The following is an 11,739-nucleotide window of genomic DNA, read 5'->3' as shown; positions in this document are numbered from 1 at the left end:
GCGTCGATACCCTGATTGGCGTGCTGCATCGAGCCCGCCACGTCCTGGTGGCTATCGGCGTGCTGGTCGCGGCCATCGGGCTGGTGTTGTCGGGGTGCACGGTCAGCCCGCCGCCGGCGCCGCAGAGCACGGACACGCCCCACAACACGCCGCCGCCGCCGCAGCATCCCAGCCAGATCATCATGGGTATCGACTCGATCGGGGCCGGTTTCAACCCCCACCTGTTGTCGGACCTGTCGCCGGTGAACGCGGCGATCAGCGCCCTGGTGCTGCCCAGCGCGTTCCGTCCGGTGCCCGACCCCAATTCGTCGACGGGTTCGCGCTGGGAGATGGACCCCACCTTGCTGGTGTCCGCGGACGTGACGAGCGAGAACCCGTTCACGGTCACCTACAAGATCCGGCCCGAGGCGCAGTGGACCGACAACGCCCCGATCGCGGCGGACGACTTCTGGTATCTGTGGCGGCAGATGGTCAGTCAGCCCGGGGTGGTGGACCCGGCCGGCTATGACCTCATTACCAATGTCCAGTCGCTCGAGGGTGGCAAGCAAGCCGTTGTCACGTTCGCGCAGCCGTACCCGGCGTGGCGGGAACTGTTCAACAATCTGTTGCCGGCACACATCGTCAAGGACGTGCCGGGCGGGTTCTCCTCGGGGTTGGCGCGTGCCCTGCCGGTTACCGGAGGGCAGTTCCGGGTGGAGAACATCGATCCGCAGCGCGACGAGATCCTGATCGCCCGCAACGATCGTTACTGGGGGCCGCCCGCCAAGCCGGCGCTCATCCAGTTCCGGCGGGCCGGCGCTCCAGCAGCGCTGGCCGACTCGGTGCGCAACGGCGACACCCAGGTGGCTCAGGTGCACGGGGGTTCGGCCGCGTTCGCTCAGCTGTCGGCGATCCCCGATGTGCGGACCGCCCGCATCGTGACGCCCCGCGTGATGCAGTTGACGCTGCGGGCGAACGAGCCGAAACTGGCCGACTCGCAGGTCCGCAAGGCGATCCTGGGGTTGGTCGACGTCGACCTGCTCGCCGCGGTAGGGGCCGGTAGCGACAACACCGTCACCCTGGCCCAGGCGCAGATCCGCTCGCCCAGTGACCCCGGCTATGTGCCCACCGCGCCGCCCGCCATGAGCACCACCGCCGCCATGGGCCTGCTTGAGGCCGCCGGCTTCCAGATCGAAAGCAGCACATCGGTTTCCCCGGCACCCAATTCCACGACCGCGCCGGTGAGCACCGGACCGCCGGAAGTGATCCGGGGCCGAATCAGCAAGGACGGCAAACAGTTATCGCTGGTGATCGGTGTGGCGGTCAACGACCCGACGTCGGTGGCCGTGGCCAATACCGCCGCAGACCAGCTTCGCAACGTCGGTATCGCCGCGAGCGTGCTGGCGCTGGATCCGGTGACGCTCTACCGCGACGCGCTGAACAACCACCAGGTGGACGCGTTGGTGGGTTGGCACCAGGCCGGCGGAAACCTGGCCACCTCCTTGGCTTCTCGGTTCGGATGCCCGGCACTGCAGGCGACCGAGGTACCGGCACCGACGGCTCCTACCGTTACTACGTCCCCGACATCCGCAGCCGCCACGACGCAGGCGGCACCGGACACCACGTCTGTGCCGACGACGCCCAGCCGCCAGCCCGAACCCGGTGCACTGGTCAAAGCACCGTCGAACCTCACCGGGATCTGCGACCGCAGCGTCGAATCGAACATCGACGCCGCCCTCAACGGGTCGAAGAACATCAACGACGTGATCACCGCGGTGGAGCCGCGCCTGTGGAATATGTCGACCGTGCTGCCGATCCTGCAGGACACCACGATCGTGGGAGCGGGACCCAGCGTGCAGAACGTCAGCCTGACCGGAGCGGTGCCGGTCGGCATCGTCGGCGATGCCGGTCAGTGGGTGAAGACCGGGCAATAACCCCGAAATCCATGCCATACAGATCATTTCGGCACGATCTGGAAACTGCTCGCATGGTGCTCGCCTTAGTGGAGACCGGCCAATCGGGCGCGCAACAAATTGTTACAAAAATCTACGTTTGAAAATCGCATGCTCCGGTCAACCCCCGCGATACGCTTCGGTCGGGGGTAGAGGGCACCTGATCGGGCCGGGGTAAGCCAGCAATCTTGCGGTGAGGGGTCGGTCCATGTCATTCGTTTTTGTCGAGCCACAAATAATGTCGGCGTTCGGCGCAGATCTGTCCGGTATCGGTTCGGCGCTCGGCGCCGCCAATGCGACAGCAGCTGCGTCGACAACGGGCGTGCTATCCGCGGCTGCCGACGAGGTGTCGGTGCAGATCGCCGCACTGTTCTCAGAGAACGCAGCCGGGTATCAACAGGTCAGCGCGCAGGTCGCGGCCTCGTATGAACGTTTCGTGCAAGCCGTGACCGCGGGTGCCGGCGCTTATGCTGCGGCAGAAGCGAATACGGTGCAGGCATTGGTCAACGGGCTGGCCGCCCCGAGCGTGTCGTTTGAGGGGCTGGGCCAGGCCTGGGCCGGTTTCACCGCCAACATCGTCAATGCCCAGGTGTCCTTCAATCAGTCGCTGGTGGGTACCGAGGTGGCGCTGCGGCAGGCTCTCTTCGGCGGCGGGAACGCGGTGTCCAATGCTGTCGACACCGGCTTGAACTTTGCGAACTCGTTCGTGGGTGGCGGTCAGCAGGCCGTCAATTTGCTTCTCGGAGCACAGGTTCCGGCCAACTTCAATACCAGTCTGGTCATCAACAGTGCCCTTGACGCCAATGTCGGGCCCGGACTGTTCTCCGGCGCTTTCAGCGGCGCGCTGTCCGGCCTGGGCGCTCAGCTCAACGCTGCCCTGTCGGGCAGCCTCAGTGGCGGGTTGCCTGATTTCAGCACTCTGGGTAATGCCTTCGCGGCCAACGTGAATGCCGGTCTCACCAGTCTCGCCCAGACTGGCGGGATGCTGGCGACCAGCCTGAGTTCTGGCCTGGCCGGCCTGGCCCAGACCGGCGGCACGTTGGCAGCCAACCTCAGTGCCGCGCTGACCGGGCTGCCGAGCTTCGACATCACCCTGCCCGCTCTGACCGGCGGTTTCACCGCGAATCTGCCTGCGCTGGTTGCCGATATCACCGGCGGCTTCTCCGGGTTGGGCACACAGCTCAGCGCCGCGCTCAACGGGGCTCTGTCGGGCAACTTCGTGCTGCCGAACTTCAACTTCGCGCTGCCGAACTTCAACTTCGCGTTGCCGAACTTCGCGTTGCCGGACTTCAACTTCGCCCTGCCGAACTTCGCGTTGCCGAACTTCAACTTCGCATTGCCGAACTTCAACTTCGCGTTGCCGGACTTCAACTTCGCGGTGCCGAACTTCGCCGCCTTGACGCAAGCCGGCGCCACGCTGGCCGGCAACATCAGTACCGGTCTGGCCAACCTGAATCTCAGCCTGCCCGCGCTCGGTGGGCAGGTCAGTGCCGCGCTGAGCGGAGCTTTCAACGGCGACACCACCGGCGTCACCGCCCTGGTGAATGCTGTGGCGGCGCTTCCGACGACGGGCCTGGCCGGCTTCGAGCAGCTGCAGAGCGGCATGCTGGGCGGGCTGGTCAGCAACGAAATCGCCTTCAACGAAGCGCTTGTCGCCAACGAGGTCGCGCTGTTCGGGGCACCGGCGCTGGCCGGGCCACTGGGATATGCCGTCAATGCGGGCAACCTATTGGTGGGCACCGGTGAGCAGCTGGTCAATGCGGTCATCGGTGCGCCGGCGGCGGGCCTGACCAGTAGCTTGATCGTCAACGGCGCGCTGGAGGCGCCTGACTTCCCGATCGGTGGTGGTCTGACCGGCGTTGCCCACCAGCTGCTTTCGCTGAACACGGCGGTGGGCGGTGTGCCGGGGCTCGACACGTCATTGCTGGCGCAGCTGAACCTCACCCCCGCCAGCCTGCAGGGACTGGTGGACAGCCAGCTGGCGTTCAACGCCAACCTGGTGGCCAATGAGCAGTTGTTCCAGACAATGGTGTTCGGGACGGGCGGTGCTCTCAACGGGGCGGTGAACAACGCTTTCAACGGCCTGAACCTGCTCCTGGTCGGTACACCGCAGGGAGTCGTCAATGCCCTGCTGGGCGCCCCGGCCGTGGACCTGACAGGCAGCTTGCTGGTCACCGCTCCGGGCGACGTCTTCGGCGGCGTCACCGCAGGCGGCCTGCTCGGCGCGTTCGAGCAGAAGTGGTTGTTCGACGCGGCGGTGCTGAGCAGTCTCTTCTCCCCGATCCAGGTGACGCTCACCGGCGGTCTGCCCAGCCTGCTCGCCAACATCAACGCCACACTGACGGGCGTCCTCACCGGCACCGGTACCATCGGCGGCACGGTCGGCGGCACCATCGGTGGAGATATCGACACGAACCTATAGCAGCTGCGCTGAGTACATCCCCTGATCGGCCCGTCACCTGTGGTGGCGGGCCGATCGGTGTTGAAAGGTGCGTAATGCGAATAAATGTCCGCGCCACGAATTGTTAGGCGCGGCAACCGCTCTATTCATAGTAAACGCTTAAGCACTGAATCCTGATCTGCTTACGATCGGCACATCCTGGCGATTCAGGCGGCCGAACGGGGAAGGCCGTCGCGCAGGAACGGGGAGGTGTTCGATGTCCTTTTTGACCATCATGCCGGAGTATCTGGCATCTGCGGCAAACGATCTGGCCGGCATCGGTTCGTCGATCGGCGCGGCCGGATCGTCCGCGGCCGCGGCGACGACATCGGTGCTGCCGGCCGGCGCCGACGAGATATCCGCAGCCATATCAGCACTTTTCGGCGCACATGGCCAGGCTTTCCAGACTCTCAACGCCCAGGCCGCGCGGTTCCACGAACAGTTCGTACAGACCATGCGATCGGCAGGGGCTGCCTTCGCCGGCGCCGAAGCCGCCAATGTGTCACCGCTGCAGGCGATTGCCGCGGCGACGTCTCCGATGCAGCAGCTGGAGCAGGCGCAGATAGCGTTCAATTCGAACCTGGTGGCCAACGAACTGTCGTTCAACAACGCGTTGGTGGCCAACGAACTCGCCTTGGAAAGAAGCATTTTCGGCAGCGACACCGCGCTCAATGGCGTGATCAATCGTGGCTTCAACGCCGGGAATCTGTTAGTGGGCACCGGGGAGCAGGCATTCAATGCGCTTGTGGGCGCTCAAGTTCCGGCCAGTTTCACGTCGAGCCTGTTGACCGGCAGTGCCGCACAGGTTTTCAACAGTGGCGCCATCGGTGGCCCGCTGGGCGCATTCGATCAAACCCTGGCGGCCGGTGCGAACTTCGCCGGATTGTTCGTGGGAGGTCCGCCCGGGCAGGCGCTGCTGAGCGTGCTTCCCGCGCCCGCGCAGTCGCTATTGGGTTCGCCGGCCAGCTTCCTGCATCAGATCGAAACGGCCCAGATCAACTTCAACACCAATCTGGTGAACGGCGAGACCACCTTCAACCAGAATCTGGTGACCAACGAGGTCGCCTGGGAGCAGCAGGTTTTCCACACCGACAGCGCGTTGAACGGCTTCCTCAACCGCAGCTTCAATGTCGGGAACATGTTGCTGGGTGCCGGTCAGCAGGCGTTCAACCTGTTCTCCGGGGCGCAGGTGCCGGTGAACTTCAACTCGGGGTTGTTGCTCGGTACCGCGGCTCAGCCGTTCAACGGTGGCCAGATCGGAGGCCTGCTGGGTGCTTTCGATCAGAGCATGGCGGCCGGCCTGGACCTGGCCGGTCTGATCACCGGTACCTAGGACGCCTGACTCGGCAGCGCATGTCAATTCACACGCGTTGCAGAGGCTTTCGGGGGTATCACGGTATCGACGATGAGTGCCAGTTCGCGGCGGGTCGGCGGCGTTCCGGTCAGCATGAAGTGCTGGTTGATCAGGGCCGACCCGATCCGCGCGGTCAGTGGGGTAATCGTCGCCGCATCGATGTCACCGTCGTGAACCGCGGTCTGCAGAATCGACTCGACGATCTTCACGCGCGGGACCACCACCGCATCGACAAAGATCGCGCGCAGTTCGGGCTCGTGAATCAGCTGACTGATGATCTCGAGACCGGGGAAATCCGTCTTGCCCGCCAACACATCACGATGGGCGGTGAAAACCGCCAGCAGGTTCTCCCGGGTCGACCGGCTGGGGCGTGGCTCCGGTAGTGGCGGCACGTTGTGTGTCATGGCGGCCTGCACGAGGTCATGCTTGCTGGCCCAGCGCCGGTACAGGGCTGCTTTGCCCGTGTGTGCGCGTGCCGCAATGCCCTCCATGGTCAGACCGCCGTACCCGACCGCGGCCAGCTCGGCCAAAGTCGCCGAGTAGAGCGCCCGTTCGAGCACTTCGCCGCGCCGCCGGCTGCGGCCGGCGCCGGGTGTGGTCTTGGTCCCCTGCGGCATTGGTCGATAGTAGCCGTAAGCGTTCCTATCGGCTGCCGAAGGCGGTTTTTCGGCTTGACGACCAGTCGGCGGTAGGGTTCGTCCATGCCTGAGACGCCGCGGCTGCTGTTCGTTCATGCACATCCTGACGACGAAAGCCTGGCCAACGGCGCCACCATCGCGCATTACACCGCGCGCGGAGCGCAGGTGCACGTAGTGACCTGCACCCTGGGTGAGGAGGGTGAGGTGGTCGGGGACCGGTGGGCGCAACTCGCCGTCGACCATGCCGACCAACTCGGTGGCTACCGCATCAGCGAACTCAGCCGCGCGCTGCACGCGCTGGGCGTCCGTGGCCCTGTGTATCTCGGTGGTGCGGGACGGTGGCGCGATTCCGGCATGGCCGGCACCGAGCCGCGCAGCCCGCGCCGATTCGTCGACGCCGACGAGCGGGAAGCCGTCGGCGCCCTGGTCGCGCTGATCCGTGAGCTGCGCCCGCACGTGGTGGTGACGTACGACCCCAACGGCGGCTACGGCCATCCGGACCACATCCGCACTCACGCGATCACCACCTCGGCCGTGGCCGCGGCCGGCCACGCGGAGGACTTCCCCGGCGACCCGTGGCCGGTGCCGAAGTTCTACTGGACGGTCCTGGCCCGTAACGCGATTGCCGCCGGCCTGCGGGCACTCGTCCCCGAAGACCTGCGACCCGAGTGGACACTGCCGCCCGAGGACATTCCCTTCACCTTCCCCGACGAGGACATCAACGCCGTGGTGGAGGCCGGTGCGGACGCGCACGCAGCCAAGGTCGCCGCGCTCGCCGCGCACGCCACCCAGCTCACTGTCGGCGCAACCGGGCGGGCCTGCGCACTGTCGAATAACCTTGCCCTGCCTATCCTCTCGCACGAGCACTACATTCTCGTCGCGGGTGCGGCGGGGGAGCGCGACGAACGCGGGTGGGAAACGGATTTGCTTGCCGGTCTGGGCATCACCGGGTCTGACAACTAGGCTTTAGCTCAGGCCGCCTCGAAAAGGAAGAGGAAGGAACGCGCATGGACCCCGATCTGGACCCTAACTTGCAGCACTGGCAGGACCGACTCGACAGCCTGCAGTGGGTACTCGGTTCCATCGCCTCGCAGATCGACAGCGTCCCAACCTGACCGACACCCAGCCACGCGCCGTCTTGAGTGAGGAGACCGGCGCGACAGATCCGGCGATACGTTTTGTTGTCCTGGCGCTGCTGGCCGTCGATGGGGTGCTCTCCGCGCTGGCCGGGGCGTTGCTCCTGCCCTCCTATATCGGCTCAGTTCCCTTCCCGATCAGCGCGTTGATCAGTGGACTGGTCAACGCCGCCCTGGTGTGGGCCGCGAGCCGATGGACCACCTCACCGAGAATGGCCGCGCTCCCGCTGTGGACCTGGCTGCTCACCGTGGCCGTAGCGAGCCTGGGTGGTCCCGGCGGCGACATCATCCTGGGGGGCCAGGGTGTGATGGCCTACGCGGCCCTGGTGCTGATCGTGCTCGGCGTGGTGCCCCCGGTGTGGGTGCTGTGGCGCCGCCGGGCCCATCCGTGAGCCGGAGTTACGGCAGCGGCGGGAACGGTGGCAGCGGCGGGAAGAAGCTGAGGAACCAGTAGATCTCGGTATTGATGAACTGGTTGATCGACGCCGACGTGACCGACCAGAAGTTGGCCAGGCCCTGGCTGAAGCTGATCGTTCCACTCAGCCAATCCAGCGAGTTGAACAGGGCGGCCTGGACCATCGGCTCGAAGAGGTAGTAGAAGAAATTGATCTGCGGCGCCAGAATCCCCACGTACGGCAACCAGCCGACCAGGTAGGAGGCCAGGTTGAAGCCGTACGCCACGTACGGCTCGACGAAGTTGTAGAAGTTCTCGATGGCCGTAGCCCACGACACGGGTATCACCGCCGCCGGTGCCGCCTGCGCGGCCATCGGACCCAGCAGCGCGCTGGTGGCGGCCACGCTGCCGATACCGCCGGTCGGGGTCAGGCCCAGCGCGCCCAGCAGGTTGCCGGCCCCGACGCCCTGCAACACGCCCTGCACCTGCGTCGCCGCCCGGGCGGCCGCCGCGGCCAGACTCGGCGCTGCCGGCCCGGTCAACGGGTGTCCCAGCAGTTGCTGAGCCGGGGCATTGACCGCATTGGCCAGGGTCTGTGCCGCGCTGCTCTCGGCGTTGGCGTAGGACGCGGCGCTGGTGCCCAGGGCCTGGACGAACTTCTCGTGGAACGCCGAAATCTGCGAGCTGAGCTGCTGGTATCCCTGTGCGTGCGACGAGAAGAGCGCCGCGACCTGGGCGGACACCTGATCCGCGGCGGCGGCCACCACGCCGGTGGTGGGCAGTGACGCCGCCGCGTTGGCCGAGCTGATCTCGGAGCCGATGCCGGCAATGCTGGAGGCGGCCGCCTTCAGCGCCTCCGGATCCGCGTGCATGAAGGACATCCCACTCACCTCCTATTCGATACCGGGTCGACGATGCCCAGCCATGGTCAGGCTGGGCGGACAGGTACCGATTTTATCCCGATCGCCGCCGGTAGTTGCGCTACTTGGTCAAATGGCCCCCGGGGCCCCGCCCCCGTTAGTCAGTCGCGTGCCGGCCGCCGCCTGCCGCTACTGTTGCGGGGGACCGGGGATACAGAGGATTCTCGCGGCATGGAACGGTCTCACAGGGTGGGACGTGCGGATGAAATCGGAGAGCGGGGAAGTTACACCAACGTGCCAGTAATACCGGGGCCACCGGAGCCGACGGTTTTGCCCAGTCCCGTCGTGCCACCCAAAGTCAGTAGCTCGGCGTTGCGCCGCGTGTTGCGCCGGGCCCGGGACGGGGTCGTGCTGAACCTCGACGAGGCTGCCGTCGCGATGTCGGCACGCGGCGACGACCTGACCGACCTGTGTGCCAGTGCGGCGCGGGTCCGGGACGCCGGCCTGGAATCGGCGGGGCGTCGCGGGCCCAACGGCCGGTTGCCGATCAGCTACTCGCGCAAGGTATTCCTCCCGGTGACTCACCTGTGCCGGGACACCTGCCACTACTGCACGTTCGTCACCGTCCCGGGCAAGCTGCGCGCCCAGGGCATCGGCATGTATATGGAACCGGACGAGATTCTCGATGTCGCCCGCCGCGGTGCCGAGCTCGGCTGCAAGGAAGCGTTGTTCACCCTCGGTGACCGTCCCGAGGACCGCTGGCCGCAGGCCCGCGAATGGCTCGACGAGCGGGGCTACGACTCGACCCTGTCCTACGTGCGGGCGATGGCGATCAGGGTGCTCGAAGAGACCGGATTACTGCCGCACCTGAACCCCGGCGTCATGACCTGGTCGGAGATGTCTCGTCTCAAGCCGGTGGCACCGTCGATGGGAATGATGCTGGAGACGACGTCACGGCGATTGTTCGAGACCAAGGGTCTGGCCCATTACGGCAGTCCCGATAAAGACCCGGCGGTGCGGTTGCGCGCGTTGACCGACGCCGGCCGGTTGTCCATTCCGTTTACCACGGGGCTGCTGGTGGGAATCGGCGAGACGCTGGCCGAGCGGGCCGATACGCTGCACGCGATTCGCAAGTCGCACAAGGAATTCGGCCACATTCAGGAAGTGATCGTGCAGAACTTCCGGGCCAAGGAACACACCGCGATGGCGGACGTGCCCGACGCCGGCATCGAGGACTACCTGGCGACCGTCGCGGTGGCCCGGCTGGTGCTGGGACCCGCAATGCGCATCCAGGCGCCGCCGAACCTGGTGTCCGGCGACGAATGTCTGGCACTGGTCGCGGCCGGTGTCGACGACTGGGGTGGCGTCTCGCCGCTGACACCCGATCACGTCAACCCCGAACGGCCCTGGCCGGCCCTGGACGACCTGGCCGCCGTCACCGAGCAGGCCGGGTACGACCTGGTGCAGCGACTGACCGCGCAGCCCAGGTATGTGCAGGCGGGTGCGGCGTGGATCGATCCGCGCGTACGCGGACATGTTGTGGCACTTGCCGATCCGGCTACCGGGCTGGCCCGCGATGTTAATCCTCAGGGTCTGCCGTGGCAGGAACCCGACGAGGTCGCGTCGTCGGGCCGGGTGGACCTCGGCGCCGCTATCGACACCGAAGGCCGCAACACCGAGGCCCGCAGCGACCTCGACAGTGCCTTCGGAGACTGGGAGTCCATCCGGTCGCGTGTCCACGAACTGGCCTCCCGGGCACCGGAACGGATCGACACCGATGTCCTGGCGGCGCTGCGATCGGCCGAGCGCGACCCGGGCGGCTGTACCGACGACGAGTACCTCGCCCTGGCCACCGCTGACGGCCCCGCGCTGGAAGCCGCTGCCGCACTGGCTGACTCGCTGCGCCGCGAGGTGGTCGGCGACGACGTGACCTACGTGGTGAACCGCAACATCAACTTCACCAACATCTGCTACACCGGCTGCCGGTTCTGCGCGTTCGCTCAGCGCAAGGGGGACGCCGACGCGTATTCCCTGTCGGCGCAGGAGGTGGCCGACCGGGCCTGGGAGGCCCATGTCGCGGGGGCCACCGAGATCTGTATGCAGGGCGGTATCGACCCCGAGTTGCCGGTCACCGGTTACGCGGATCTGGTGCGGGCGGTCAAGGCGCGGGTGCCCTCGATGCACGTGCACGCGTTCTCCCCGATGGAGATCGCCAACGGCGTGACCAAGAGCGGGCTGAGCATCCGCGATTGGCTGACCGGACTTCGCGAGGCGGGCTTGGACACCATTCCGGGCACCGCCGCGGAGATCCTGGACGACGAGGTGCGGTGGGTACTCACGAAGGGAAAGCTGCCGACGTCGCTGTGGGTGGAGATCGTGACCACCGCACATGAAGTGGGTCTGCGGTCGTCGTCGACGATGATGTACGGCCACGTCGACACTCCGAAGCACTGGGTCGGGCACCTCAACGTGCTACGCGGCATTCAGGACCGCACGGGCGGTTTCACCGAGTTCGTGCCGCTGCCGTTCGTGCACCAGAATTCGCCGCTCTACCTGGCCGGGGCCGCGCGGCCGGGACCGACTCACCGCGACAACCGCGCGGTGCACGCGTTGGCCAGAATCATGCTGCACGGGCGCATCTCGCACATTCAGACCAGCTGGGTCAAGCTCGGCGTGCAGCGCACCCAGGTCATGCTCAACGGCGGTGCCAACGACTTGGGCGGCACGCTGATGGAGGAGACCATTTCGCGGATGGCCGGCTCTGAACACGGATCGGCGAAATCGGCGGCCGAGCTGGCCGCGATCGCGGAGGGCATCGGCCGCCCGGCGCGTCAGCGCACGACGACGTACGCCACGTTGGTCGCCTAGCCGGCGCGTCAGCGAATACTCCGGCAGCGACCGTGCCGCGCCGGCGGTTGATGCTCTGAGGTTGGCCCACGGGACCCGTCGCGGAGCTTGCGGTCGAGTCGGTCCGCAGACTGTGCGC

Annotated in this window: 8 protein-coding genes; 6 read left to right on the top strand and 2 right to left on the bottom strand. The window is 66.5% G+C overall.

The features are described 5' to 3' along the window. The first annotated feature begins 14 nt into the window (after positions 1–14). From QXH22_RS22220 to QXH22_RS22210, 3 genes are all read left to right on the top strand, one after another. Entirely contained in the window at positions 15–1,913 is a 1,899-nt protein-coding gene (locus QXH22_RS22220) for an ABC transporter family substrate-binding protein (protein WP_306246429.1), read from the top strand. Positions 1,914–2,139: 226 nt separating this feature from the next. After that, positions 2,140–4,353, top strand: coding sequence for a PE family protein (locus QXH22_RS22215; protein ID WP_306277028.1), 2,214 nt, complete (start codon positions 2,140–2,142; stop codon positions 4,351–4,353). A 235-nt stretch (positions 4,354–4,588) separates the two neighbouring features. Next, a complete protein-coding gene (locus QXH22_RS22210; RefSeq protein WP_306277027.1) occupies positions 4,589–5,704 on the top strand; it encodes a PE family protein in 1,116 nt (371 codons plus the stop codon). Positions 5,705–5,727: 23 nt separating this feature from the next. Here QXH22_RS22210 and QXH22_RS22205 read toward each other — a convergent pair whose 3' ends face one another. Further along, positions 5,728–6,342, bottom strand: a complete 615-nt coding sequence (locus tag QXH22_RS22205) for a TetR/AcrR family transcriptional regulator (RefSeq protein ID WP_306245502.1) — start codon at positions 6,340–6,342, stop codon at positions 5,728–5,730. An 84-nt stretch (positions 6,343–6,426) separates the two neighbouring features. Here QXH22_RS22205 and mshB point away from each other — a divergent pair, with 84 nt between their 5' ends. Together mshB and QXH22_RS22195 are read left to right on the top strand one after the other, a co-directional pair. Then, positions 6,427–7,326, top strand: coding sequence for an N-acetyl-1-D-myo-inositol-2-amino-2-deoxy-alpha-D-glucopyranoside deacetylase (gene mshB, locus QXH22_RS22200; RefSeq protein ID WP_306245501.1), 900 nt, complete (start codon positions 6,427–6,429; stop codon positions 7,324–7,326). A gap of 103 nt (positions 7,327–7,429) precedes the next feature. Next, positions 7,430–7,891, top strand: coding sequence for a hypothetical protein (locus QXH22_RS22195; RefSeq protein WP_371934294.1), 462 nt, complete (start codon positions 7,430–7,432; stop codon positions 7,889–7,891). Positions 7,892–7,898: 7 nt separating this feature from the next. Here QXH22_RS22195 and QXH22_RS22190 read toward each other — a convergent pair whose 3' ends face one another. Next, on the bottom strand, positions 7,899–8,774 hold the full coding sequence (locus QXH22_RS22190) for a PE family protein (RefSeq protein WP_306245499.1): 876 nt from the start codon (positions 8,772–8,774) through the stop codon (positions 7,899–7,901). 210 nt (positions 8,775–8,984) lie between these two features. On the opposite strand from QXH22_RS22190, the gene QXH22_RS22185 reads away from it, so the two are divergent. Next, complete coding sequence (locus QXH22_RS22185; RefSeq protein ID WP_306277026.1) at positions 8,985–11,621, top strand: bifunctional FO biosynthesis protein CofGH; 2,637 nt, start codon at positions 8,985–8,987, stop codon at positions 11,619–11,621. Positions 11,622–11,739: the final 118 nt, after the last annotated feature.

It is taken from the genome of Mycobacterium sp. TY814 (assembly GCF_030755175.1).
In the GTDB taxonomy this organism is placed as follows: Bacteria; Actinomycetota; Actinomycetes; order Mycobacteriales; family Mycobacteriaceae; genus Mycobacterium.
The sequence above is the reverse complement of the archived record's forward strand: the minus strand, read 5'-3'. Positions and strand labels throughout refer to the sequence as shown.